This window comes from Marinomonas sp. 5E14-1, from assembly GCF_039939215.1.
In the GTDB taxonomy this organism is placed as follows: Bacteria; Pseudomonadota; Gammaproteobacteria; order Pseudomonadales; family Marinomonadaceae; genus Marinomonas.
The window spans coordinates 19,718-45,415 of the sequence record NZ_JBDXMW010000018.1 but is presented as its reverse complement, the minus strand read 5'-3'; the positions used below and the strand labels follow the sequence as shown (position 1 = coordinate 45,415).

General features: G+C 42.0%; 25 protein-coding genes, 1 tRNA gene and 1 pseudogene. 11 read left to right on the top strand and 16 right to left on the bottom strand.

Annotation, left to right across the window (positions count from 1 at the left end; all coding sequences use genetic code 11):
- Window positions 1-13: 13 nt before the first annotated feature.
- The gene (locus tag ABFY09_RS14055) at window positions 14-442 is read right to left on the bottom strand and encodes an Lrp/AsnC family transcriptional regulator (RefSeq protein ID WP_347984905.1); all 429 of its coding nucleotides are present in this window, start codon (window positions 440-442) and stop codon (window positions 14-16) included.
- 173 nt (window positions 443-615) lie between these two features.
- Between ABFY09_RS14055 and yjeH the strand changes: the two genes are divergently transcribed.
- The 3 genes from yjeH to ABFY09_RS14040 all read left to right on the top strand — a co-directional run bounded on the left by yjeH (window position 616) and on the right by ABFY09_RS14040 (window position 3,032).
- Entirely contained in the window at window positions 616-1,893 is a 1,278-nt protein-coding gene (gene yjeH / locus ABFY09_RS14050) for an L-methionine/branched-chain amino acid transporter (RefSeq protein WP_347984904.1), read from the top strand.
- 86 nt (window positions 1,894-1,979) lie between these two features.
- Complete coding sequence (gene luxS / locus ABFY09_RS14045) at window positions 1,980-2,492, top strand: S-ribosylhomocysteine lyase (protein WP_347984903.1); 513 nt, start codon at window positions 1,980-1,982, stop codon at window positions 2,490-2,492.
- A gap of 189 nt (window positions 2,493-2,681) precedes the next feature.
- On the top strand, window positions 2,682-3,032 hold the full coding sequence (locus ABFY09_RS14040) for a sodium-independent anion transporter (protein ID WP_347984912.1): 351 nt from the start codon (window positions 2,682-2,684) through the stop codon (window positions 3,030-3,032).
- On the opposite strand, the gene ABFY09_RS14035 is transcribed toward ABFY09_RS14040, so the two are convergent.
- Entirely contained in the window at window positions 3,029-3,955 is a 927-nt protein-coding gene (locus ABFY09_RS14035; RefSeq protein WP_347984902.1) for a LysR substrate-binding domain-containing protein, read from the bottom strand. The two genes, ABFY09_RS14040 and ABFY09_RS14035, sit on opposite strands and share 4 nt — an antisense overlap.
- Before the next feature lie 112 nt (window positions 3,956-4,067).
- Between ABFY09_RS14035 and ABFY09_RS14030 the strand changes: the two genes are divergently transcribed.
- The 3 genes and pseudogenes from ABFY09_RS14030 to ABFY09_RS14020 all read left to right on the top strand — a co-directional run bounded on the left by ABFY09_RS14030 (window position 4,068) and on the right by ABFY09_RS14020 (window position 5,917).
- Window positions 4,068-5,201, top strand: coding sequence for an MFS transporter (locus ABFY09_RS14030; RefSeq protein ID WP_347984901.1), 1,134 nt, complete (start codon window positions 4,068-4,070; stop codon window positions 5,199-5,201).
- 171 nt (window positions 5,202-5,372) lie between these two features.
- Complete coding sequence (locus ABFY09_RS14025) at window positions 5,373-5,645, top strand: type II toxin-antitoxin system RelB/DinJ family antitoxin (protein ID WP_347984900.1); 273 nt, start codon at window positions 5,373-5,375, stop codon at window positions 5,643-5,645.
- Window positions 5,645-5,917 (top strand): annotated as a pseudogene (locus tag ABFY09_RS14020) (type II toxin-antitoxin system YafQ family toxin). The gene ABFY09_RS14025 and the pseudogene ABFY09_RS14020 overlap by 1 nt, the downstream one beginning before the upstream one ends.
- A gap of 4 nt (window positions 5,918-5,921) precedes the next feature.
- Here ABFY09_RS14020 and ABFY09_RS14015 read toward each other — a convergent pair.
- Together ABFY09_RS14015 and ABFY09_RS14010 are read right to left on the bottom strand one after the other, a co-directional pair.
- The gene (locus tag ABFY09_RS14015; protein WP_347984899.1) at window positions 5,922-6,248 is read right to left on the bottom strand and encodes an antibiotic biosynthesis monooxygenase; all 327 of its coding nucleotides are present in this window, start codon (window positions 6,246-6,248) and stop codon (window positions 5,922-5,924) included.
- Window positions 6,249-6,307: 59 nt separating this feature from the next.
- Window positions 6,308-7,114, bottom strand: a complete 807-nt coding sequence (locus ABFY09_RS14010) for an abortive infection family protein (protein WP_347984898.1) — start codon at window positions 7,112-7,114, stop codon at window positions 6,308-6,310.
- Between the two features lie 622 nt (window positions 7,115-7,736).
- On the opposite strand from ABFY09_RS14010, the gene ABFY09_RS14005 reads away from it, so the two are divergent.
- Window positions 7,737-8,939 carry a bifunctional alpha/beta hydrolase/OsmC family protein gene (locus tag ABFY09_RS14005; protein WP_347984897.1) on the top strand — a complete coding sequence of 401 codons (1,203 nt, stop codon included), beginning with the start codon at window positions 7,737-7,739 and terminating at the stop codon, window positions 8,937-8,939.
- Window positions 8,940-9,020: 81 nt separating this feature from the next.
- Here ABFY09_RS14005 and ABFY09_RS14000 read toward each other — a convergent pair whose 3' ends face one another.
- From ABFY09_RS14000 to ABFY09_RS13980, 5 genes are read right to left on the bottom strand one after another with little or no spacing between them, the layout of a single operon-like run.
- A complete protein-coding gene (locus ABFY09_RS14000) occupies window positions 9,021-9,776 on the bottom strand; it encodes an ATP-binding cassette domain-containing protein (RefSeq protein ID WP_347984896.1) in 756 nt (251 codons plus the stop codon).
- Between the two features lie 8 nt (window positions 9,777-9,784).
- Window positions 9,785-10,732 carry an iron chelate uptake ABC transporter family permease subunit gene (locus ABFY09_RS13995; RefSeq protein ID WP_347984895.1) on the bottom strand — a complete coding sequence of 316 codons (948 nt, stop codon included), beginning with the start codon at window positions 10,730-10,732 and terminating at the stop codon, window positions 9,785-9,787.
- The gene (locus ABFY09_RS13990; RefSeq protein WP_347984894.1) at window positions 10,725-11,702 is read right to left on the bottom strand and encodes an iron chelate uptake ABC transporter family permease subunit; all 978 of its coding nucleotides are present in this window, start codon (window positions 11,700-11,702) and stop codon (window positions 10,725-10,727) included. Before ABFY09_RS13990 ends, ABFY09_RS13995 begins: the two co-directional genes overlap by 8 nt.
- Before the next feature lie 3 nt (window positions 11,703-11,705).
- Complete coding sequence (locus ABFY09_RS13985) at window positions 11,706-12,617, bottom strand: ABC transporter substrate-binding protein (protein WP_347984893.1); 912 nt, start codon at window positions 12,615-12,617, stop codon at window positions 11,706-11,708.
- Window positions 12,618-12,640: 23 nt separating this feature from the next.
- Window positions 12,641-13,555 carry a helix-turn-helix domain-containing protein gene (locus ABFY09_RS13980; protein ID WP_347984892.1) on the bottom strand — a complete coding sequence of 305 codons (915 nt, stop codon included), beginning with the start codon at window positions 13,553-13,555 and terminating at the stop codon, window positions 12,641-12,643.
- A 139-nt stretch (window positions 13,556-13,694) separates the two neighbouring features.
- Here ABFY09_RS13980 and ABFY09_RS13975 point away from each other — a divergent pair, with 139 nt between their 5' ends.
- From ABFY09_RS13975 to ABFY09_RS13965, 3 genes are all read left to right on the top strand, one after another.
- A complete protein-coding gene (locus tag ABFY09_RS13975; protein ID WP_347984891.1) occupies window positions 13,695-15,782 on the top strand; it encodes a TonB-dependent siderophore receptor in 2,088 nt (695 codons plus the stop codon).
- Window positions 15,783-15,869: 87 nt separating this feature from the next.
- A complete protein-coding gene (locus ABFY09_RS13970; protein WP_347984890.1) occupies window positions 15,870-17,168 on the top strand; it encodes an NtaA/DmoA family FMN-dependent monooxygenase in 1,299 nt (432 codons plus the stop codon).
- Between the two features lie 191 nt (window positions 17,169-17,359).
- Window positions 17,360-18,436 carry a GGDEF domain-containing protein gene (locus tag ABFY09_RS13965; RefSeq protein WP_347984889.1) on the top strand — a complete coding sequence of 359 codons (1,077 nt, stop codon included), beginning with the start codon at window positions 17,360-17,362 and terminating at the stop codon, window positions 18,434-18,436.
- A 188-nt stretch (window positions 18,437-18,624) separates the two neighbouring features.
- Here ABFY09_RS13965 and ABFY09_RS13960 read toward each other — a convergent pair.
- The 3 genes from ABFY09_RS13960 to uvrB form a co-directional block, all read right to left on the bottom strand.
- Window positions 18,625-18,701, bottom strand: a tRNA-Val gene (locus ABFY09_RS13960).
- A gap of 83 nt (window positions 18,702-18,784) precedes the next feature.
- The gene (locus tag ABFY09_RS13955; RefSeq protein WP_347984888.1) at window positions 18,785-18,973 is read right to left on the bottom strand and encodes a hypothetical protein; all 189 of its coding nucleotides are present in this window, start codon (window positions 18,971-18,973) and stop codon (window positions 18,785-18,787) included.
- Between the two features lie 20 nt (window positions 18,974-18,993).
- The gene (uvrB, locus tag ABFY09_RS13950; protein WP_347984887.1) at window positions 18,994-21,021 is read right to left on the bottom strand and encodes an excinuclease ABC subunit UvrB; all 2,028 of its coding nucleotides are present in this window, start codon (window positions 21,019-21,021) and stop codon (window positions 18,994-18,996) included.
- Window positions 21,022-21,221: 200 nt separating this feature from the next.
- Between uvrB and sulP the strand changes: the two genes are divergently transcribed.
- Complete coding sequence (gene sulP / locus ABFY09_RS13945) at window positions 21,222-22,943, top strand: sulfate permease (protein WP_347984886.1); 1,722 nt, start codon at window positions 21,222-21,224, stop codon at window positions 22,941-22,943.
- Window positions 22,944-22,977: 34 nt separating this feature from the next.
- Here sulP and ABFY09_RS13940 read toward each other — a convergent pair whose 3' ends face one another.
- The 4 genes from ABFY09_RS13940 to ABFY09_RS13925 form a co-directional block, all read right to left on the bottom strand.
- Complete coding sequence (locus tag ABFY09_RS13940) at window positions 22,978-23,286, bottom strand: helix-hairpin-helix domain-containing protein (RefSeq protein WP_347984885.1); 309 nt, start codon at window positions 23,284-23,286, stop codon at window positions 22,978-22,980.
- A 135-nt stretch (window positions 23,287-23,421) separates the two neighbouring features.
- Window positions 23,422-24,129: an orotidine-5'-phosphate decarboxylase gene (gene pyrF / locus ABFY09_RS13935; protein ID WP_347984884.1), complete on the bottom strand. Its 708-nt coding sequence runs from the start codon at window positions 24,127-24,129 to the stop codon at window positions 23,422-23,424.
- 43 nt (window positions 24,130-24,172) lie between these two features.
- Window positions 24,173-25,351 (bottom strand): lipopolysaccharide assembly protein LapB, encoded by a 1,179-nt coding sequence (lapB, locus tag ABFY09_RS13930; RefSeq protein ID WP_347984883.1) that lies wholly within the window; start codon window positions 25,349-25,351, stop codon window positions 24,173-24,175.
- A 5-nt stretch (window positions 25,352-25,356) separates the two neighbouring features.
- Window positions 25,357-25,680, bottom strand: a complete 324-nt coding sequence (locus tag ABFY09_RS13925) for a LapA family protein (RefSeq protein WP_347984882.1) — start codon at window positions 25,678-25,680, stop codon at window positions 25,357-25,359.
- Window positions 25,681-25,698 lie beyond the last annotated feature (18 nt).

Here is a 25,698-nt window from a genome sequence, read left to right as displayed (position 1 = left end):
CCCGTCTAGTCCATTACCATCGATCAATCCGTTTCGACAAGCACATGTGTGTGACAATTTTATCAAGATTTGGCCAGCTATCCATTTCGTTGCGAATGTCATTAAGACGGGCCATTGAAGGAGTTTGAACCAGCAACAAGAGATCTAGATCACCGCTAATGGAATGAGACAATTTGACTTCAGGTATGGCTTCGACCAAAGGTTGCACCAAGTCACAAGATAAAGGTCGAAACGTCAACGCCAAATACGCTGTCACTCCTTCTTCTTTTGAAACAGAAGTATGCGCGTGATAGCCAGTGATGGTGCCATTATCTTCCATACGTTTAATACGTTCGCTCACAGCCGAACGAGATAAATTCACCTGACGACTAATATCCGATACTGACAATCTGGCATCATTTACCAACAAACCTAATATCTTTTGATCGTATTGATCAGCCACTTTATTTCCTCTCAACTTAAAACCCTGTCATTTTGACGGTCATTCAGACAAAATGCCGCCAAATGGCGACAACTTGCTTAGGGCTTTTTTATTCCCTGCATTTTATCCTTAGCCGTATTAAAAAACAGCTATTAACTCACACCAATTACACCCTATTCACTAAGAAGGTAATCATGTCTCAATACCAAAGAACCTTAGGCCCAATACAAGGAATTGCCATGACAGTCACCACTTTCATCGGTACTGGCTTGATGATTTTACCGGCCATGTCTGTTGCAGAAGCAGGCTCTTTTGCTTTTTACGCTTGGTTAATTACCGCCGTAATGGTGATTCCGATTGCTTTTATTTTTGCCCTACTCGGCTCAAAATACCCTTCTGCTGGCGGAGCCTCTCATTACATTGGCCGCGCCTTTGGGTCTCGATATGAAAAAGCCGTAGGCTGGCTATTTCTCAGCATTTTATTAGTCGGGCCTGCTGTTGCGATTAAAGTTGCTGCGGCCTATTTAACCATTGTGTTTAAAACATCAGACGAATGGATCTTAGCTTTCAGCCTATTGACCCTTGCAGGCATGCTGATCTTTGCCATTGTTGGTATGCAAACGTCTGCGCGCTTTCAAACAGGCGTTGTCATCAGCATGATCATCACCATTTTATGGTTGTGCTTAATCGGTGATATCCAATCAAGTTTACGAGTGATTGAAACACCTGAGAATCCAGGTCAATGGCAACAAACACTGTACGCAACAGGTGTGATTTTTTGGTGTTTTCTTGGCATCGAAGTGATGGCCCACATGGGTGCTGAGTTTAAAAACCCAGCACGAGACTTCCCCATCGCGCTATTAGGCGGTATGGCTTTGGTCATTTTAGCTTATCTAAGCTTGGTTCTTCTTATTGCGTGGCATCATACCTATGGAGACGAAGTCACCAACAGTCAATCATTGGCCCTTCTCGTTAGTAAACTGATGGGAGAAACCAGCAGTAGAATATTTGCCATTGGCGCTTATATTATTGCCTTTGCCAATGTTGGAATTTATATTCTAGGCTTCTCACGCATGGTGCAATCCATGGCTCAACAAGGCGCATTGCCGACACTTTTTTCTCGTCTTAATAAAAATGGCGCACCAGAAAAAGCCGTTTTATTAGTTGGATTGGTTACGCTGTTTTCCATTCTTTTTTCGGAGTTATCTGGCTGGAAAATGACATGGTTCATCGAAATGACGAACGGAAGCTTCTTGCTTATCTACACACTTACCTGCATAGCGGCAATAAAATTGGTAAACCGAATGACACAAATATCAGCTGTAATTGCCTTAATCAGTTGCGGCGGCATGGTATTTTTCATCGGCCAAAGCATGCTCTTTGCCAGCCTGATGTTTTGCCTAGCCTTGTGTTATGAATTCATAAAAGGACAAAAAACCTCCGTCAAAGATTCAAAAGTTCCTGTACAATAACCAACATTGTTTATCACTCAAGATAAAAACTTAATGACAGCAACACATGCCATGTTGCCTATCATATGTACAAGCAGGAGAACTTTATGCCATTACTAGACAGCTTTCGCGTAGACCACACGCGAATGGACGCACCAGCCGTTCGCGTTGCTAAATCTATGTCAACGCCAAAGGGCGACGACATCACAGTATTCGATTTACGTTTTTGTATTCCAAATGAAGAGATCCTTTCTGAAACAGGCATCCACACTTTGGAACACTTGTTTGCTGGCTTCATGCGTGATCACCTAAACGGCGACCAAGTAGAAATCATCGACATTTCTCCAATGGGCTGCCGCACTGGTTTTTACATGAGCTTAATCGGTACACCAAGCGAAAATAAAGTTGCCGTCTCTTGGAAAGCGGCCATGGCTGACGTATTAACCGTAAAAGCCAAAGAAGACATTCCAGAGCTTAACGAATACCAATGCGGAACATACGAAATGCACTCCCTAGAAGAAGCGAAGAAAATCGCACAAATGATTCTAGACCGTGACGTAAAAGTAAACAGCAACGAAGAGCTGTACTTAAGCGAAGAGTTCTTAAAAGAACACAGCTAAAAGAACACTGCCAAAAACGCTAAAACGAATCCTAAAAAGGTGGTCTATATGACCACCTTTTTTATTTTATTCAGGCTCAAATCACCTCACTGCGAAAGAAAACCACCAGCAACATCTCTGCTCAATGATCAATCTGCCCTAACAATTTTAATTGCTGAAATTTAGAAAAAAACACAACATTTTAGGAACATACAAAGACATGACGTAAAAACCCTACCGCATTTATTAAGCCTGCGATTAGATGAAAGTATGTTCTTTGCCAACTCTACCTTTCTCGAAGAAACCATATTAAACATGATTCAGAACAGAGCGGAAATCGAGCACATTATTATTCAATGTAACTCGATCAGTGAGATTGATTTTAGTGCACTTGAAATGCTGAAGTCCCTCAACAGGCAACTTTTGGATAAAGGCATCAAGCTGTCGTTATCTGAAATAAAAGGCCCAGTGATGGACCAATTAAAAGCAAGTGATTTTATGACGCACTTGTCAGGGAAAGTTTACCTCTCCCATTATCAAGCTTTTGGAGCCTTATCTTAAGCGTCAAATGATAGAACTTTCATTTGTTCTTGGATCACATCAGCCGACGCTTTCGCCAATTCCACAAAGGCATTGGCCGTTGGCGTTAGGCCTTTTTCTTGATAATGAATGTGCGTCCATATGTCAGTGTCATCCCTTTCTATCCGAATAAAACAACATCCTTTTGTATAAAGCTTCGCGACACAATATGGCGCAATCGCCACACCCAATCCAGAAGCAACCATCGTCAGCAATGTTTGCATATGCTTTGGCTGAGCGGACAAATTTGGTGAAAAACCATTGGCCTGACACAAATGAATAATCGTATCGAACAAGCCCACCGCTTCTTCTCGATGAAACAAAATAATGTTTTCTTCCTGCAAATCACTGAGTTTGATTTCGCCCTGTTCCGCCATAGCGTGTTCTTGCGGAACAACCACACACAAATGATCTCGGTATAAAGACGCGCTGTTTAATCCCGCCATATTATCCGCTGGCAATGGACGAGACACACCCACATCAATGTCATCGTTCTTAAAAGCAATCAGCTGTTCCGCCACCGTCATTTCATACAAACTAATGTCCACATGAGGAAATTCTGCATGAAAGCGTTTCACTAAATAAGGGATTAAGGTCAAGCAAGCCGATGGCAAATACCCAATTCGTAAATGCCCTAACTCACCTTTCGCCGCTTTTTGAGTACGACTCTTAGCATCATCAAATTGCTTTAATAACGCCTTACCATCACTCAAAAGCTGCAAGCCAGCGGCCGTTATTTGCACATCACGCGTATTGCGAATAAATAAGCTCGTACCTAACTCTTCTTCAAGAGCCGCAATATGCCGACTAATCGCAGGCTGAACCGTGTGAAGCTCTCGCGCCGCCGCAGAGAAGCTTTTTAATGTGGCCACCGCCACAAAGCTTTTTAAAGATTTAACATCCAAAATTAATACCAAAATCGTATAGATTCTATCAAATTAAATCATTTTTAATATAAAAGCCAGCCACTTAAAATACTCCACAACTAACCCAAAGATCACGTTATTAGGAGTCATCATGAGTTACCTTTCTACTTTAGGAAGCCTCACCTTACTGTGTATTTCCAGTCTAACCATTATGGTTGGTTCTATCGTTGCCCCCGCGTTACCTAACATTGCTCAAAACCTCGGCATGGCAGATTACGCCAGCTTGCTCATCACATTGCCCTCTTTGGGTGTCGTGCTTTTTGCCCCCTTCGCTGGACGGCTGATCGACAAATACGGCGCTTATTACTGCACCGCCATCGCGTTATTTTTATATGGTGCATTGGGTCTTTCAGGACAATGGCTCTACGGCCCAGAAACGGTTTTCGCCAATCGTATTTTATTAGGCGCGGTCACCGCATTAACCATGGCAGGTAGCACAACTCTCATTTCCCAATTCTATTTTGGTCATAAACGCCTCGCCATGATGGCAAAACAAGGCATGGCAATAGAACTTGGCGGCGTGGTGTTTTTATTCATCGGCGGTTTGCTCGCCATAAATAGCTGGAATCAACCTTTCTTGTTGTACGCCATGGCGTGGATTTTCTTAGGAATGATGCTGTTATTAGTCCCGAATAAATACCCTGTCGAGCCAGACACAGAAAGTCATGCATCAGAAAACGCTCAGCAAGTGTCTTTAAAGCCGATTTTCATTACTTCCTGTATCGCAATGACCTTCTTCTTTTCTGGCTTTGTGGTACTGCCAATCACCATGGAACATTCAGGATACACAGAAGACAAAATCGGCTTATTCCTCGCTTTTGTGTCATTAATGGCGGTGATCACAGCGCACTTTTTACCGAAAATATACACACGCTTTAAAGACAAAGGTTCACTGAGTTTTGCTTTTTGTTTCTACGCTTTGTCACACGCCGCGTATTACTTTGGCGAGAATCCTTACATACTCATTCTTGGCGGCATTTTCTCAGGCGTAGGGTTTGGCTTATCCATTCCATTACTGAACCACATTACCGTCGAAAGAAGCCTCCCAAGCCAAAGAGGGAAAAACTTATCCTACTTCGCCATGGCTGTATTTCTAGGGCAATTTCTCACCTCCTTTATGGAGTTCATCCCCGGCAACGCCCAAGCCGTATTTGCCCTTGTCTCTGTGGCGGCTGGAATCTACTTTCTCTATATCGTCACACTCTTTAAAGGCAAAACGAAGTAATCGTTCATTACAAATACCCTACTGCTTCACCCATAAAAAACGCCACCTTAGAAAACTAAGATGGCGTTTTTTTATGAGGGGATCTTTACTATTGAATAGATTGCTTTGCCGTATAGCAATAGCCATACTTTGTACAACATTGTATGACATATACTGCATTTAGGTGAAAAAATGAAAACTGAAATGTTAAGCACTCGTATAGATCACAACACCAAATTGGCGTTCATTCAGGTTTGTGAAGGCATAGGGCTAAGCCCTTCTCAGGCACTCAAACTGTTTGCGAAAGCTGTGATTAATCATGGAGGAATACCTTTTGAGCTCAAGGCCCAAACACCAAACAGCTTAACGGCCAATGCAATTGAAGAGCTAGAATCAAACAAGGGCAACAAAGCTCAAACTCTTAATCAGTTATTTAATGACTTAGAAATTAGTGCAGCAGAATAATGCTGAGCCTCGAATACTCGACACAATTTAAAAAAGATTTTAAAAAGATCGCTAAATTGTCTATTCCAGATGTGGTGGAAGTTGGCCATGTTATTAAACAACTGCAACTCGAAAATGAATTACCTGAGAAATATGTAGACCACGCTCTACACGGAGGTTGACAAGGCTACCGAGATTGCCATGTAAAACCTGACTTAGTACTCATTTATAAAGCAGAAAGCGAGGTTTTGAAATTAGCAAGAATCGGCAGCCACAGTGAATTGTTTCGATAAGGTTTTAATTGATGAAATCGCTAGCAGTTAACGTCTCAATAACGTCATACACCTTTACTTCAGTATCAGGGACAATTCGATATTTGTGATCCTCTGGGTAAAGCACCGCCTTATAAAGATTGTCTCCAGCGTATTCCTTCATCAATTCAAACTCTTGCCAGAACGAGACAAAAGTTATTTCTACTTCATCTCCGACTTCTCTTTTTAACACTTGATATCCAGTGCAACCTTCTATGCTCTGAGTATCTTTAATACCCGTTTCAGCTAGGTATTCAACAAACCCATCGGCAGTTTCTTTGGGACAACGACACTTCCATTCTCTGTGATACATATATTTCTCTAGGGGGAATGCCCGCCTCAACTGCGTAGCAACCTGTCACCTTTTGCGAATTAGAACGGAATACCTTCCCATTCTGTAGGTTTAGTTTCAACTAGCTTTTTTTGGCTATTTTCCAATTCTTCTATAAACCGAATAGAACTAGTAACATGCCCAAAAATGAGCATTGCTTCGGTGTATTTCAGGATATTATTATCATGCGCAAAACTTTGCTTATTTCTAACATGGTTAAAAGCCTCCATATTGGCAATGCTCGATTTCAAAATCCGCTCGGTCATTTCTGATTCGATTGCACCAATAGCTTTCATTTTTTTGATGTATTCACCGACTAAACCATGAAGAGGTTTTTTCTGGTTGGTATCAATTCCATATTTTTCACAAAGAACCCTGAAATATTTGACAAGAAATGTGTGTAGCCTATCAAGACCAGCTTCGGGTTCATTTCTATCAATTGAATCACGCACTGCTTTCGCAAGACTCTCGAAGTCTTTATCTTCAGAATTTGCGACAACTGCATCTATATCAGGAACGGGAGCGCTCAGCTTTAAACGTTGAACGATTTTTAGGCATTCCTCACTCGGAGTTTCTGTATTGTTATAGCCTTTATATTCATCCCATTCATCGAATATATCACCTAGCAGTTTTCCAACGACATAATTTGATTCAATGTCCCAAAAAGCTCTCATTCTGTTGGCTTTAGACCCACTATTGAGTTCATATTTTTCATCATATATTTCCTTACCTGTACTTTCGAGGACAAACTCTTCCAAAGTACGATTTGAGAAATCTATGACATAGCCACTGGCCATACCAAGCATTCGTTCTAATTTTCTTTTTTCTGATCTCGTCAGATTAGACAAAAGCTAATTCCTTGTGGCTGGGGTGTAACATTTTTAATAGTGCGCATTCGCGTTATTCCTTTTATCCCCTGTGCGTTATCTCAGCACGGTGATTTCTTAATCATTGATATTACGACGACTTTTTATTTCCTGCCAGTGTAAACACGCAAAATCGAGTTATTTAAAATGTATAAACAAGCAAGGTATAGGAGAGTTTAAAAATAGCCAATTGGTTAATATAGCTTGCCTATGATGATTCGTCAGTCAGATACAGAAGGTGAAAGCTTCGCTTTCAGTGTCAGGTTACGGTCGTTCCTCTCTCATCGTGATCTACGATATAGGACGTTTGAACATGGCATTCCGACGAGGTAGGCGGCTCTTTTATAGAGGAAAGTTTCGAGGAGGAATGTCATTTTCAAATGGCGGAACGGTACAAATAGTCAGGGTCAAACCCCTTTTATAGGAAAAGAGTTCGACTTACGTATGGCTGCTTTAAGTTTGGACGCATTAATTAACCTTCCTTGTAGATTTCTATTTTCTTGCTCAGTTTCTTGAGTTGTTTTTCTGCTTTTCAGCCATACTGGGCATAATTTTTAGCATGATATTGTGCTCTCTTATTTGGTTTTGATTGAAGGAATACCTTATGCGTCAAAAAGTAGAATTTACCAGTGGTGATCATACACTGAGTGGCTTGTTAGAAACGCCTGAATCGGGCATCAAATTTTACGCCCTCTTCGCCCACTGTTTTACTTGCGGTAAAGATGTGGCGGCGGCTTCTCGGATTAGTCGCGCGTTGATGGAAAAAGGCATTGCCGTATTACGCTTTGACTTTACGGGGTTAGGCAACAGCGATGGGGATTTTTCTAATACGAACTTCTCGTCAAATATTCAAGATCTTGTAGCGGCAGCGGATTTTCTACGTAATGAATACGCCGCACCCAAGTTGTTAATTGGTCACAGCCTTGGTGGTGCCGCTGTTTTAGGCGTGGCGCAAAAAGTGCCGGAATCCATGGCATTAGTCACCATCGGTTCACCGTCGGATGCGGCTCATGTTGCCCATAATTTCTCCGCTCACATTGACGATATTGAAGCTAATGGCGAGGCAGAAGTAAGCCTTGCTGGCCGTCGTTTTCATATTCAAAAGCAGTTTTTAGATGATATCAATAGCTATGGCAATCAGCATATTAGTCAGTTGAAAAAAGCCTTGCTGGTTATGCACTCTCCTATCGACAGCATAGTGAATATCACTGAAGCTGAGAAAATATACCAAGCGGCGCTGCACCCAAAAAGCTTTGTCAGTTTGGATGATGCGGATCATTTACTCAGTGATAAAAAAGACTCGGAATACGCTGCTGATGTGATTGCTGCTTGGGCAAGTCGATACGTTCCAAGCGAAGAAACGGCTTACCAAAGTAATGTGGCAAAAGGTCATGTATTGGTAGAAGAAAAAGACCACAAATTCGCTCAACACGTGAGCACTTCAAGCCATTACTGGATAGTGGATGAGCCTGTAAAAGTGGGTGGAAAAAATTCTGGCCCAGACCCTTACGATCACGTTTTAGCAGGCTTGGGGGCTTGTACCGCAATGACACTCAGAATGTATGCAGAACGTAAGAACTTACCTGTCGAACACATTAAGGTAGAACTCACCCACACTCGAAACTACAAAGAGGATTGTGATAATTGTGAAGAGCAAAACGGCATTGAAGCCATTGTGAGAAACATCCGTTTCCAAGGTGACTTAGATGAACAACAAGCGGCACGCTTTTTAGAGATTGCCGATAAATGCCCGGTTCATAAAACACTCCACAGTCAGGTTGCCGTGATCAGCAAACTGTTAACCTAAACCTAAACTGAATCAGGAGCAGCATCTAGCTATCTTTAACCAATTACTTAAGGTGAGTAATCTGACCACTTATGTCTATCCTCAAAAGTGAACACAAAATCGCTTGTCTCCAAGCGTTAGCATGGATACATCAAGGTTATACAGTTGTCCTATATTGGATTCGGTTAATACTTCAAGTGTTTGGCCGTGAAAGAGTACATTGCCCTGTTGTAAGGCGACGATATAATCCGCATATTGGCTGGCATAGTTAATGTCATGCATGACGACCACAATGGTTTTCCCCCAATCTGCAATCGCTTGCTTGAGTATTCTCATCAAGTGTCGAGCATGATACATATCGAGATTATTTAAAGGTTCATCCAGCAAGATATAATCGGTGTCTTGGCAAAATGTCATTGCAACAAGGGCAATTTGTCTTTGTCCACCTGATAATTGATCAATAAATTTATGCTTTAAAGCCTCTAAGCCAAAGTATTGAATGATGTCTTCTACCTTGGTTTTGTCTTCGGTTTTCGGTCTGCCTTTATGGTAAGGGTAACGAGAGAAGATTAATAAATCCTCTACCGTTAAACGACTCATAAAGTGCGTACTTTGTTGAAGTATTGCCATTTTACGAGCCACTTCGTCACTTCTCGTGGTCGATATGTCCATTCCATCAAAAAGTATCTTACCTGTTTGCAGGGGCAACAAACGAGACATCAAAGACAAGAGCGTCGATTTGCCTGCACCATTCGGCCCGATCAGAGCAATGACCTGATTCCCAGTGAGCGTCAAGCTTGTGTTTTCAAGCACGCTATTGCCTGAAATGCTATGTTGTACGTTTAATAGTTCAATCATTCATACACTCAATTAGATTTTCTGCTCTTCAGTAAAAGCATAAAAAACACCAAGCCACCAATAAACTCGATGACGACGCTTAATGTGGATGCTAGCCCTAACACATGTTCAAAAATTGCCTGCCCGCCTACCAAAGAAATCGCGCCAATAAAAGCCGCCATGATCATGAATGAACCCGATCGAGCTGTGGGAAAAAGAGCAAAAACAATCGCCGTGATTAACAAGCCAAAGAAAAAAATAGGACCGACTAAAGCCGTAGAGGCGCTGACTAATATGGCCACCAGCATCAGCAGATTCGTGGTCATTTTTATATAAGGAATACCAAGATTGATGGCGCTATTCCGTCCTAAACGATAGATGTCGATTGCCGGATAAATGCGCCACAACATAAGAATAACAAACAATAGAACACCTGCGACGACACCTAAAAGCTCTGTTTGAACACGGTTAAATTGGGCAAACGCAATGCCCTGAAACAGAGAAAAATCTTCTGGTGTAATCAGTCTTGCAAAGAACTCAACCAAAGATTGAATCAATAAGCCAAGCGCAATGCCTATCAGCAAGAGTCGGCTAATATCCATTGAAAAGCGCCTCACCAGCAGGCCAAATACCGCCACAGCAAAGAGCATCATCAAGACGACTTGTAGGAAAAATTTAATGGAGCCAGAGATCTTGGCGTACTCAGCACCGCCAAGGATTCCAATTAATAGAACATTGAACAATAAGAACACCGAGTCCAACCCCATTATGGCAGGCGTGAGCACTCTACTTTGAGAAACGGTTTGAAACAAAAAGGTCGCCAAGGCAACGGAAACTCCCACAAAGTTCAGCGCCAACCATTTATTGACACGAAACCGCCACACAAAATCCAAATCTCCACCACTGCCGAGCAAGAGAAACAATAAGGACGACACAATCCAAATTGCGATGATCATGGTCAAAGCATGTTTAGACATTTGGCTCACCTTTATAAAGTACCCAAATGAAAAAACAGCCACCCAACACACCAAAGACCAAGCTTGCTGGGAGTTCAAAAGGGTTCGACAAATAGCGGCCTAGCATGTCACAACCTAATAACAGGCAAGCGCCAATCAAGGCTGACCAAGGCAAACTCTGCTTCAAATTGTCGCCCAAGTAATAACGCACAATATTTGGCACAACCAGACCTAAAAAGCTGATCATGCCAACGGTCGCCACCACCATAGAAGTAGACAGAGCAATCATTATCATGGCAATAAAAACCAGCGTTCTAAACGGTACTCCCAAAGCGCGACCGGTTTGTTCTCCCAAGTTAAGCAGGTTGAGTTGATTCGCTAACCAATAGACCAGAACAGCAATCGCCGCAGCGCCCCATATCAACTCATAACGACCGCTGATCACGGTGGAAAAATCGCCGTTTAGCCAAACCATCAAAAACTGCATGAGATCAAATTCAAAAGCAATAAAGGTGGCGATTGCGCCGAGAATGGCAGAATAAATTAAACCGATTAAAGGCAACAACATTGGGTCATTGAGTTTGAGTTGGCGGATAATGGAGAAAAAGCCAAAAAGGCTTAATAGACCAAAGCCTGAAGCAACCAGTGTGTGCACATACAAAGGCGATTCGGGCCATAAAATATGCGTGCCTAATAACCCAATGGCAACGCCTTGGGCTGTGCCTATTGTTGTTGGTTCGGCAAAGCGGTTGTTCAACACCACTTGCGATAAGCCACCAATAAGTCCAAGCACACCGCCTGCGATGACAACAGCCAATGTTCTAGGAACACGGCTTAATAACATCACCATACTGGCTTGTTCGTTTTCAAATACACTTGCCAAGGTTAAGTCATAAGTACCAATAAATAGGCTGGCGAGCATCAGTGTCATCAAGCATAAAACAAACAATAACAAGAGCAGAGACTGAGTCAGCCCAGTGTGTCGTATCATCTATTATGACTGTCCATTAATGCGCACTGAAAATGTCTTAATCAGCTCTTCGAGAGTGTGTTTTATACCTTGTACGCCCCCCACAGAATTGAGTGTTCCTACCCCATTCAAATAAATAATCTGATTCTTTTGCCACGCTTTCGTTGCGTGAATGAGCGGTGTGTCCATGTATTCTTTCGATAAATCCTTCGCGCTTCTTCCTACGGATGCGTCTCGGTCCATGACAATCAGCCAATCGGGATTTTTAGACAAAATATACTCATAAGAAATGGGAGCCACCTCGTTCAAACTTTTCACATCGCTGGCTTCCAAGTTCATTCCTAACTCTTCTTGAAACCAATCAATGCGAGTTTGACTACTGAGTACGTTTAAAGCTCGCCCCATCAGCATCACCACCATCACAGACTCGTCTGGGTTAATCCATTGTTTTGCCTGATCGCGTAATTCATAAAGCCTATTTTCTATCTCTTTTGCCTTGTCTTCTTTATCAAACAATTTGGCAAGGCTGTGCATTCTTTTGAGACTTTCTTGAAAAGTGTTTCCTCTTGGAATGGATAAATCAATCACGGGCGCCACGTCCGTTAAGGCTTCATATTGCAGCGCGGAACGCTCACCAATGATCACCAAATCTGGCGACATTTTATGAATTTTCTCAATGTCTGCGGTAAAAAGTGTGCCGACAGTTTGCGCCTTTTGCGTATCGACATAATCCAGAAAAAGGTTTTCTGGCACACCTTGTACTAAGACACCTAAAGCGTCCAATGTATCAATAACACCGGCAGGAAAGGCGACCACAGTTTGTGGCGTTTGAGGGAAAGACACCTCTCCACGGAAAGTCGACACAGTGAGTGCTTGAGCGGCATTTGAAAACAGGAAACACAGACTTACTAAGCTAATAAAAACGCTAACATTCATTTAATTTTGAACCATTTTTGGAGTTAATAATGTCTCTTTTGAAGTGACAGATATACCTTGGGTGTCACGTTAAAAGCCTTACGAAAAGCCAGAATAAAACTCGAATTATGTTGATAGCCTGCAATCCAACTTGCCTCCGAAATAGAGACCCCTTTTTCTAACATGGCGTTCTTTGCTAATAACAAACGCTGTTCGGTAATCCATTCTTTAAGAGTGCAACCCAATTGCTCTTTGGCTCGTCTTTGCAGGGTCCGAACACTCATATTCAAAGCGTCCGCATACCTTTGAGCATCAAAAATGCCCTTGCGCATCAACACATCCAAAGATTGCGCTAGCTCAAGACGGTGATAATCAGGGCTTCCAATACAGAGCGTGATTCGGTTACGCCACCAGAGGTAATAATTCCATGTTGCATTTAGTAAAGTCAGACCCAAAAGGTCACGCTGCAATGAGCCTAAACTAGTGTCTAGCGTCATCCATTGTTCACAACCTTCTCGCATCGAAGCGGTCATTGGCCAACTTCTCAAACGTTCGTTATACAAGTCATACTCTTCGACGTTTTCCATAACATCTTCGTCTAACCACTGTTCCATTCCAGTCAGTACAACATGCTTATTACACTCTCCAGAATTTGCCAAACGCCTCAACACTTCACTCTCTTTTGAACTCATCATGATGCAACAACCATGTTCACCGGCAGAAAATACGTATTTTTTCCTACGCAGTATGAGTGTCATATTTCCTTGTAAAAGATAGATAAAAGTAATCTGAGGTGGCACTTCTGCACTGCTATCAACATCGCACACATATCGGGTCTGAGCACCGCGAATCTGCACACCACTTTTTAATCTATAGTGCCAAGATTTACCGCGCCAGCCCTCTGTCATGCTGTGCGTATCAGAGTGTCTGGTCATGTCATAGGAAGAAGTATGAGCCACAATTCCCTCCGTTCTAAATAGGTTGTCGTGTTTTCAATATAGGTTGGCTTGTTTTCAACACCGAAGCTGAAACATTATCGAATACAATTTGACGCAAACAATAACCCTTCTCATTAACAAATACAATTTCAGGACAACTATGACAAATAAAATCTCTTTTCCGCTGACAGCTGTTTACGCAGCACTTTTTATTTCAGTCAATGCCTATGCTGAAAACGACACTCAAATAGAAACCCTCACCATTGAAGGTAACTCGCTTTATTTGGAAGAACCTACAGAAGACACCGACAGCTACACAAACAAGGGTGCTTTTGTTGGCACGAAAGCACCAGCCGCACTAAAAGATATTCCTCAATCTGTTAGCGTTGTCACCAATCAAACCATCGAAGACCAAAGTGTCGATACTTTACAGGAAGTCGCTGAAAATACGCCTGGACTGCGTATGCTACCAAATGAAAAAGGACGTTCATCGGTTATCGCCCGTGGCTATAAATATTCAGAATATAATGTTGATGGCTTACCAGCGCAGATGGAAAGTCGCTTGGGAACCATGCCAAATCTAGCGCCATTTGATCGCATTGAAATCATGCGTGGCCCATCAGGATTGTTCGACGCCAGCGGAGAAATGGGCGGCATTATTAACCTCATTAGAAAACGAGGCGGATATGAATTTGATGGCGACCTAGATCTAGCAATCGGCAGTGATGAATATTATGAAGTCGGGTTAGATGTGAGTTCTCCATTAAATGAAGAAGGCACGGTTCGTGGGCGTTTGGTCATTAATGGCTTTGGTGAAACGCCAGAAGCAACCGATAAAGACGAGCACCATGAAACCATTTATGGCTCATTAGACTTTGACTTGGACGAAGACACTATTTTAGGCGTAGGTTTCCTTCATCAAGAACGATCTGTTATACCAAACAACGGTTTGCCTCTCGACTCTGATGGCAACTTATTAAGCCTACCAAACAACGATTATTACGCCCCAAACTGGAACAGCTTTGAAATGACCAGTGACGATTTTTTTGCTGACCTTACCACGCACTTTGACAATGGTGGCTACGGAAAAGTGGGCATGCGATACCGTGAAAACACGGCTGACTGGAGCTATTTATATGCCAACAGCGCCATTTCCTCAACCGACACTATCGACCTGTTACCTTATGCAGGCGATGTAGAACAAAAAGCCTTTGTGGTCGATGGCAGCTACAGCCAACCATTTGAGTTTTTAGGCAATATTTCAGAATTTGTCGCAGGACTTGATTACAAAAACTTCGAAGATGATCGAGAAGAATACAAGTCTCGATCTGCGACAACCTACTCTATTTCTGCGCTTGATAGTATCGCTTATTACGACATTCTGGGAACAAACGGAGCTTCTAGCTACAGCAATGTCACTCGAGAAGAAACAGGCGTTTATGGTAAGTTGACTCTTCGACCTATAAAAGAACTGGCTTTAATCGTGGGGGCTCGCTCCAGTCAGTGGGATATCACAAACAACAATAAGCTAACCGACTCAACCACCACTCGCTCTGACAGTAAATTGATTGGATACAGTGGCGCTGTTTATGATCTAAATGACTCACACAGCTTGTATGCAAGTGCCTCTCAACTCTACATTCCTCAAGAATATATTGATGAGTACGGTGACATCTTAGACCCACGCGAAGGCAACCAAATAGAAGTTGGTATTAAAGGCAGTTACTTAAATAATAACCTACAAGCCCGCCTGTCTTTTTATCGCATTCATGATGAAAACGCGTTCGCCTTTGACTCCTCTTATAACTACGTAGCCACTGGCGAACGTCAAATGACAGGCGCAGAGTTTGAAGTCATTGGACAACTTTCAGAACGATTCAAAATGACAGCGGGATACAGCTACATAGACACTGAAATCTTAGAGGCGAGTGCTTATGACGTGCTCATCAGTTATATGCCTGAGCACATGATAAACCTATGGGGCAATTATCAAGTGAATGAAAAACTCAATGTGGGTGCTGGTTTAAACGCCATGAGTGAAATCATCAATGATTCAGGTGCCGACGCCGACGCTTATAAAACAGTAAGTGCAATGGCATCTTACCAAATTACACCGTCTTTACGAGCGCAATTCAATGTGAGCAATCTGTTTAATGAACAATATTACGCACGAGTTGGTGGCTCAGGAATATTTAATTATCCAGGTGCTGAAAGGTCTTTTAAAGCAAGTGCTCATTACGACTTTTAACCAATAACCAATAACCAATAACAACGAACACCCAAAATGCGTCATTAGATAGCTAATGACGCATTTTCTATTTGCGTAAGGAACAAAATGGAACCCAAAAAATTGCACATAGGATTGGCTCTGGCAATGGGCTGGTTAAGCGGTAAAGGCTGGCAACGCCCAAACAGTGAAGTAGAATCCGCCTTCAACACAGCGCCCTATATTGAAATGGCCAAGCTGGCAGAAGCCTATAAACTGGATTTTGTCTTTCGCCCTGACACTCAGTTTCTGAATGAAGAGCTCTTTGATACTGAACCTGGCTTTTGTAATCTCGACCCTATGTTACTGCTTGCTGCCATCGCGGAACACACAGAGTCCATTGGTTTAATTTCTACCGCATCTACCACATTATTGCCTCCCTATTACGTGGCAAAACAATTGCAAACGTTACAATGGATAAGCCAAGGGCGAGTAGGTTGGAATATTGTCACTGCCATTGATGGGCACGAGAACTACGGCCAAAAAGAAAGACTCAGCTCTGACGAACGTTATGAGAAATCTTCCGAGTTTCTAGAAGTGGTCATGAAGCTTTGGAAGAGCTTTCCTAATGCAGCATTAAAGCAAGACAAAACCACAGGCACTTTTGCCGATAAAGCGCTTGTGCAACCGGTTCATCACGAAGGCAAACACCTTTGCGTTAAAGGCCCTTTAAATTTACCTGAGTCACCATTCAAAGACATTGCGTTGTTTCAAGCAGGCGCTTCTGAATCTGGACGACACTTTGCTGCCAACATCGCGGATGCCGTTTTCGCAGCGACGCCAGATATAGAATCTGGGATCGAACTTAGGCAAGACCTTAGAGCCAAAGCCAAGGCGCAACACCGAGACGAAAACAGTATAAAAGTCTTTCCAGGTTTAAGTTTGTTCTTAGCATCAACTCAAGAAGAAGCTCTGCAACTGTATAGATCAACTCATCGTCAACCTAGCAAACAAAAGAGAATAGACTATATAAAAGACGCCATAGGACTCGACCTTTCAAATTGGCCTCTTCATGAACCGATAAAAACCAACATAACAAAAATACATGAGAATGTTCGTAGCAAAACACACAGCCAACTTTTATTAACCTACATTCATAGAGAGTCTCCTACACTGGCAGAATTGCTTGAGCGACCTGAAGTTATTGGCTCTTCTCATTGGCTGGTCATTGGCACGCCAGAGGATGCGTTTCACTCTATTGTAGAAAGAGCGAACGCTAATGCGTTAGACGGATTTATTGCCATTCCTGGTGGAGATAAAAACTCCATGCGATTGTTTTTCGAAGAAGTGATTCCCATGCTAGTTGAAAGCGGCTGGTTCAGAGACGAATACAGAGACGTGAACCTCAAAGAACGCTTAGCATCTTAGCAAAATGAAAACGTAACTGAGCCAAGTATATTCTTGGCTTTTTATCGAACGAACGTTGACTTAGAGATCAACGGAGGTAAAATTTCATATCATCTAAGCGACCCCAACCAATTGCTCTGGTGCTATAAAAATAGCATATACAGCAATCATTAAAGACTCTCACCCAAACTTTCACATAACAGGAGCTTTCAGTGAATGATGGCGTAATAAGACGAATCTTGACTTGGCTGTTAGGAAGTCGAGACAAAACCTTCGAATACACCCATCATGCTGTTTTACTGGTTGGCTCAATTGTTTATTTCTACTGCGCTTTGGCTAACTATCTTTTTGATTTGGCTAGCATGCCAAACATTCTATTACAGCTTGCTTTATGCCCTGTCATTCTTGGTGCTTGGTACTTATCTCGCTGGCGTAATTATTTTAAAAGCATGGCCATTATGTTCATGCTTTTGGTTACCTTAGTCTCGTTGCCATTCAATTGGATTGGCAATGGCGGTTATGGCGGACCGACGTATTTCATGAATTTAGGCGTACTTATCTATATTTCCGTCGCTTTCCGTGATTTTGGGTTTTACCGAAGACTAGGTCAAACCTTAGCTATTTTTATGCCTGTTCCTCTTATTCTCATTGAAAATAACTACCCTGATTTGATTTTCAAACACCCAACGACAGAATTGCTCCAATTAGACTTAACCATCAGCTTCATTGTTACTGGCTTTTTCTTAATGCTCATGATGGAAAACCATTCCAAGCGTTACAAACTCGAGCGAGATAAAGCAAACGCTCTATCTATTCAGCTGCAAACATTATCCGAACAAGACCCATTAACAGGGCTAAACAATCGCCGCGTATTAGACACTTATTTAGATCAATGGGACGCTCAAGGAAAAACCTTTAGCCTTGCCCTAATTGACCTAGACCACTTTAAATCGATAAACGACCAATGGGGACATAACTACGGCGATGTGGTGCTGTGTGAATTCGCCAACGCTTTACGGAGAATTGCTAATTTATACGCTGGGCACGCGATTCGATTAGGTGGGGAAGAATTTGTTCTGCTACTGCCAACAAACCTAGTGAAAAGCCAAGAATATCTTCAACAATTGGCGAGCAGCTTTGCTTCGGTCAAACTTGAAAATGAACTGACCACCTTCAGCGCAGGCATAGCTCAAAGACAAGGTAAAGAAGAATACCAAGCCTTGCTCAAGCGTGCAGATGATTTAATGTACGAAGCAAAAAAAGCCGGACGCAATTGTATTAGGCTCTAATTTTGAGCTTAATACTAGCTGCCCTTCTTATCTCCTCTTCCTTTTCTCTCTTCTCAATTTAGTCCTTAGTAGAACCCCAAACGCCTCTAATATTGCTACCATAAATATCAGACTTAAAAAAGAAAAGGAGAATTAGGCACAAAAAAGCCGAACACTGGGTTCGGCTTTTTTGTATCTTATAAAAATAGTGGTAGGACTAAGCAGATTCGAACTGCTGACCTCTACCATGTCAAGGTAGCGCTCTAACCAACTGAGCTATAGTCCTAAAAAAGTGTTGGCTATTATACGCAGAGAGGCGGTTTTGACAAGCCCTCGATAGTACTTTTTGACGCCTTTGTTTCAAATAGATTACTCATTGGTTGGGATGAGTAATTCATGTCCTATCACCTCGTCAATCAGGTCATAAGGCACTTTGTATTTTTTTCCTTTGAATTTCACAAGCGCATAGTCGTAGCACATTTCGATAACGGTGCAATTCACAATAACATCGTTGTCGATGACTCGGACTATGTTGTAATTTCTTAAGGTAATTGCCATGTCTTACTTCCCAAATTCGTTTATGATTCGCCTACATCTTTTAGTTTTTTCTGAAGCTGGCGTATTTGATCTCGATAACCAGCTGCCAATTCAAACTTGAGCTCTTCCGATGCCAATGTCATTTCTTTCTGAAGTTGAACCATAGCTTTACGAACTTGAGCCACGTCTTCCATGCTTTCCACTTGGTAATCTTTTGCTGTTTCAGCTACTTTCTTAGTTTTATTACCACGCTTACCCGCTCCAGGGTTGTAAGCCCCTTCCATGATATCTTCAACAGATTTAGTGATGCCCTTGGGTATAATATTATGTTCTTTGTTATGCTCGATTTGCTTTTCTCGACGACGGTCTGTTTCGTTTATCGCACGTTCCATGGAACCTGTTATGCGATCAGCATAGAGAATGGCTTTACCATTTACGTTACGAGCAGCACGACCGATTGTCTGAATCAAAGACTTTTCAGAGCGCAAGAAGCCTTCCTTATCCGCATCTAAAATAGCAACGAGACTTACCTCTGGAATATCCAAACCTTCTCGCAGCAAATTGATCCCCACCAACACATCAAACTCGCCCAAACGAAGATCCCGGATGATTTCAACCCGTTCAACAGTGTCGATATCTGAGTGTAAATAACGAACTCGAATACCATGTTCATCCAGGTAGTCACTTAAGTCTTCTGCCATACGTTTGGTTAAAGTCGTGACCAGAACACGTTCGCCTACTGGCAATCTAAGGTTGATTTCAGATAGTAAATCATCAACTTGAGTAGCAACAGGTCGAACTTCTAGGACAGGGTCAGTCAACCCTGTCGGCCTAACAATTTGCTCTACAACCCAGTCTTGATGCTCTTCTTCATACTTTCCTGGCGTTGCAGAGACAAAAATAGTTTGCGGTTTAATTTGCTCCCACTCCTCAAATCGCATTGGTCGATTATCCAACGCAGAAGGTAAGCGAAAACCATATTCCACAAGGTTTTCTTTACGAGATCGGTCACCCTTGTACATGGCGCCAATCTGAGAAACGGTTACGTGAGATTCATCGATGACTAACAGTGCATTCGGGGGCAAATAGTCAAATAATGTTGGTGGTGGTGCCCCTTCTTCTCGACCAGACAAATAACGAGAGTAGTTCTCTATTCCAGAGCAATACCCTAACTCTTGCATCATCTCTAAGTCGTAGCGAGTACGTTGCTCAAGACGTTGCAATTCAACCAATTTGTTTAACGATTTTAACTGTTCTAAACGCTCATCTAATTCAACTTTAATGCGTTCTATAGCGCCCTCTACTGTTTCTCTTGGTGTCACGTAGTGGGTTTTCGGATATATCGTCAAACGAGGAACTTTACGAATTATCTTATTGGTAAGAGGATCAATCATCGATAAGTTTTCGATTTCATCGTCAAACAATTCGATGCGAACCGCTATGTCTTCAGAGTCAGCAGGAAACACTTCAATCACATCGCCTCGTACACGAAAGTTACCACGCTCTAGCACCAAATCATTTCGGCTATATTGCAATTCAGCCAAGCGGCGCAATATGTCTCTTTGATCAATACGATCACCACGATCTAGATGAAGCATCATTTTCAAATAGGATTGAGGATCACCCAAACCGTAAATTGCTGAAACAGTCGCGACGATAATAACGTCTTCTCGTTCAAGCAAGGCTTTCGTAGCAGACAAGCGCATTTGCTCTATGTGTTCATTTACCGATGCATCTTTTTCGATAAAAGTATCTGAGGCGGCAACATAGGCTTCAGGTTGATAATAATCATAATAGGAAACGAAGTACTCCACTGCGTTATGTGGAAAGAATTCCTTGAACTCTCCATAAAGCTGAGCCGCCAAGGTCTTATTATGAGCCATAACAATAGTCGGGCGTTTTACCTGAGAAATAACATTAGCAACGGTATAAGTTTTACCTGAGCCAGTTACACCCAATAGGGTTTGATGGGCTAAGCCGGCTTCAACACCTTGAACCAACTTTTCTATGGCTTTTGGCTGATCACCTGCGGGAGAGTATGGTGAGACAACTTGAAACTCTTGCGACACGGATTTTTCCTAAGCTTTAAATTGACTTCACAGAATAGCAAATCTTACAACGTGCGTCTGACTTTTAAACAAGATTCGTAAAGAATAAAAATTCAACTTTACCTGATGCCCCCCTACATATACCATAAAGATATAAGGTTATAACAATTAAAATATATGGTCGATATTGATTCGCTCACCTTCAACATAGCGTAGATATAATGAAACTAAGCAAGCTTCTTCCAGCCCTTGATTGGCTAAAAACCTACAGTAAAAGTGATTTTCAGCAAGATACTGTCTCAAGTATTGTTTTTACAATTATGGTGATTCCGCAAAGTTTAGCTTATGCCATGCTGGCTGGGTTACCTGCTGTTACGGGGTTATACGCCAGTATTTTGCCTTCTATCTTATATTCTCTATTTGGTACAAGCCGAATATTAGCTGTTGGCCCGGTGGCATTAACATCCGTTATGACGGCGTCTGTTATAATGCCTTCTGCCGTATCAGGCACGGAACAATACGCCACTATCGCTATTTTATTAGCTTTATTATCTGGCGTATTTTTACTGGTTTTAAGTCTGTTACGGCTAGGCTTTTTAACCAACCTATTAAGTCATCCTGTTATTTCAGGGTTTATTAGTGCATCTGCACTTCTCATTGTCATTGGGCAAATTAAGTATTTACTTGGTATTCAATCAGAAGGTGACACACTTATCCCTTTGACCACCAGCTTGTTTGCTCATATTACAGATATAAACACGCCAACGTTTATATTAAGCGTCGTCTCTATTTCGGCGCTATTATTTGTAAGACGCAATTTCGCTCGCTTTTTGAAATACATTGGATGTTCAGTAAAAATCGTTCAGCTATTCGGCAAATCTGGTCCTGTCATTATCGTTGCTATCACCACCATAAGTGTCGCAGTTCTGTCTCTGGATCAAGACGGTGTGAGTATCGTTGGCGCTATTCCTAGTGAGATACCGAGCATTAACCCAGAATTAATTGACTTAGAGATGATATGGCAACTTCTGCCAGGGGCATTTTTAATCACTATTGTGGGCTTTATTGGATCCGTTTCTGTTGCACAATCTTTTGCCGCGAAGCGCCGTCAGGATATTAATCCAAACCAAGAGCTGGTTGGGCTTGGACTTGCTAATATTGGCTCCGCTTTATCAGGTGCTTTTCCAGTTACTGGGGGCTTCTCACGTACTGTTCTCAATGCCGATTGTGGGGCCAAAAAACCAATGACAGGCATTTTTTCTGCTGTTTTCATTTTGTTAATTTTGCTGTTCTTAACACCATTATTTTTCTATTTGCCTAAGGCTATTTTGGCGGCCATCATTTCTATTTCCATGATGCAATTGGTGAACTTAGAAGACTTGCGGTATTTGTGGCGTTTTTCTCGTAAGGAGGCAATTTTATTATTGGTGACCTTTTTCATTGTACTAATAGATGGAATGCAATCTGGCTTAATTGTCGGTGTTATTTTGTCTCTATTGTTTTTCCTATGGCACACCAGCCACCCACATATTGCCATTGTTGGACGACTTCCAGGGACTGAGCATTTTAGAAATGTTCAGCGTTTCTCTGTTGAGACGCACCCAAGTATTCTCACAGTTCGTATTGATGAAAACTTATTCTTCGCCAACGCAAGGTCCCTTGAAGAAAGATTGCAAGGACTGGTATCTCAAAACAAAGAAATCAAACATCTTGTATTAATGTGTACTGCCATCAATATGATCGATGCCAGCGCCCTACAAAGTTTAGAAAAAATTGCTGACCGCTTAAATGACGCTGAAGTGCAGCTTCATTTATCAGAAGTGAAAGGTCCTGTTATGGACAAACTCGAAGGCTCTGATTTAATCAAAAATCTGAGCGGCAAGATCTTTATTACTCAGCATCAAGCCATAAAAGAATTGGAAGAAAAACAAGCTAATACTTAAATTAGCTTGTTTTATTGGCCTTAAAAAGCAGAGGTTATTCTGAGCTCTTTTCATTACCAACCTGCAACAACACTTTATTACGTTCTAATAAAGCACTGCCAATTCCCTTAACATTAGACAGCTCTTCAATAGAGTTAAAGCCGCCGTGAGCCTCTCGATAAGCCACAATGGCTTCTGCTTTTTTTTCGCCAACACCCGACATAACAGCCGCTAGTTGCACCACTGTAGCGGTATTAATGTCTAAAGGCGTTGCAGCGAGCAAAGAGAAAGGCATCAGAGCCAGAGAAAATATAAGAAGGGAGCGGGAAATACTTACGCGGAGTATACGTTTTAGGTTCATCATAAATTCCTTTTCAGATTCGTCTTTCGAAAGATGGCATCTTGCCAATAAAAAACCACTTAGCCTTTTTCATGAAAAACGCTAAGTGGTTTTAGAGTAAAATCTTTTTTCTAAGACATCAATAGTCAATGAAAATATTTACAGCACGATACCTAAGTCAGAATTGGCCTGTGTCAAAACTGCAATTGGGTCTGCTGCTTGAGTGATAGGACGTCCCATAACAAGATAATGACTACCGGCCGCCATTGCTTCAGTGGGTGTCATAATACGCTTCTGATCTCCTTGATCAGAGCCCATTGGGCGAATTCCCGGCGTCACTAATACAAAGTCTTTACCAAGATCAGTAGAAAGCATGCTCGACTCCTGAGCAGAACAAACCACACCATCCATGCCAGATGATTTAGCCAAAGAGGCCAAACGCTTCACATGTTGCTCCGGCGATCCATCAATACCAATTTCCATAAGATCAGATTGATCCATACTAGTCAGGACAGTAACAGCAATCAATAACGTATTCTGATCTGGTAATTGCTGCAATGCATTCGCAGACGCCTCCATCATTCGACGTCCACCAGAAGCGTGAATATTGACCATCCAAACTCCCGCTTTAGCAGCAACGCTAACAGCATTCGCAACCGTATTTGGAATATCGTGAAATTTTAAATCAAGGAAAATATCAAAGCCCAATTTATGAAGCTCATCTAAGATCACAGGTCCCGCTGTAGTAAATAACTCTTTACCTACTTTCACTCGGCACTGATTAGGGTCAAGTCGTTTTACCATTTCAATAGATTGCGCCATAGTTGGAAAATCTAAGGCTACGACTATAGGTGATTGACAGCTCATTCAGTGTCCTCTTTTTAATGTTTTAATTAATCTGTACAAGAAATTACTCGCCTTCTAGGCCGTGGATAGGTTTCACCGTTCCCCAGCTTTTACAGCTTGGACATTGCCAGTGAAGTTGGTGCCCAGGGAAGCCACATTGGCGGCACTGGTATTTATGTTTTGCTTGAATAAGCTGATCAATCAGCTCGAAAAGAACAACCAAATGTTGTTGGTTATAACCTTGAGAATCGGCTAATTGCAGATTAATCAGCTCTTTAAACCCTTTAATTGTTGGATGCGCTCTAAGCTGCTCCACCAAAAACATTTCAGCATAGTCTTTGTCTGTTTCCATATAATGCTGAACCAGCGCCTTAATAAGTGCTGTTGTTGGTCGTTTTTGATTTTTTTCTTGCAGAAATTTTATATAACCACTACTACCCCAAATACTCTGGTAACATTCTTTGAGCTTGGGGATAATCAATGACATAAACTCTGGATCTTGTTCTGCCGCATGCTTAAGCTCTTTAATCGCATCACGATAACGACGCTGACTATTCAATACATCTGCAGCACCAATGCTGGCACGGATACAAGTAGAGTCTACTTCTAACGCCCATTTGTAATGCTGGAAAGCCGTTTTCCATTGTTCTTTGCTTTGCTGCTCTTGCGCCAGTTCACAATGAAAATGCGCTAATCGTTTTATTTCTTTTTTGATTGGGGTTGCTTTAATTAATTCAGTGCCTATTTGAATGGCCTTATCCCAACTTTGCTCGAACTCATAAAGATCCACTAACAAAGTCAAAATCTTTGGGTGGAACTCGCTTTTTCGAGATGTCGAAGCCATGTTGAGAAGCAGACGCCCTGCTCGGTCTAATAAACCGGCTGACATAAAATCACTGGCCAATTCTAATTGCACCATACCCATTTCACGTGGAGAGATTTCAGGACGAGCAAGAAGGCTTTGATGAATATGAATGGCTTTTTGGATTTCACCTTTTTTACGAAATAAATTCCCTAAGGTAAGATGAATATCAAAGGTATCTGAATTAACTTCTAATGAGTCAACAAAAGCATCTATCGCTTCTGAATGCTGATCATTCAATAAATGATTAAGACCACGAAAGTAGTCGGTAGGAATACTTTTACTGACCTGCTTAGTTTTTTTCGCAGAGTTCTTACGCCCCATTGACCAACCAACTAAAAGGGCAATGAAGAGAACCAAGAACAAACCAATTTCGGTCAACTCAATTACCTCTTCTCAATAGACAGCTCTTTGGTGATAGAGGTCTTATGCAGAGCATCAATTTCTTGACGTGCTTTTTCATATCTTCGAGTTAACACTCGAATCTCTCGCTCACTACGTAAATAGTTCACCGAGCTTGCGAGTAGAGCCACACTGGCGCCAAACATGAAAGATAAAATAACATACAAAGCCACGCTCAGCTCTGGTGCTTCCCAGAAGACAAGGTCAAGACTAATAAGTTGCGGATTACGGATGGCAAAAAACATTCCTACGACGAGGAAGAAGACAACAAGAATAATGTAGATAACTCTTTTCAGCCATTTAAGCATAAAACCACCTACCAAAAA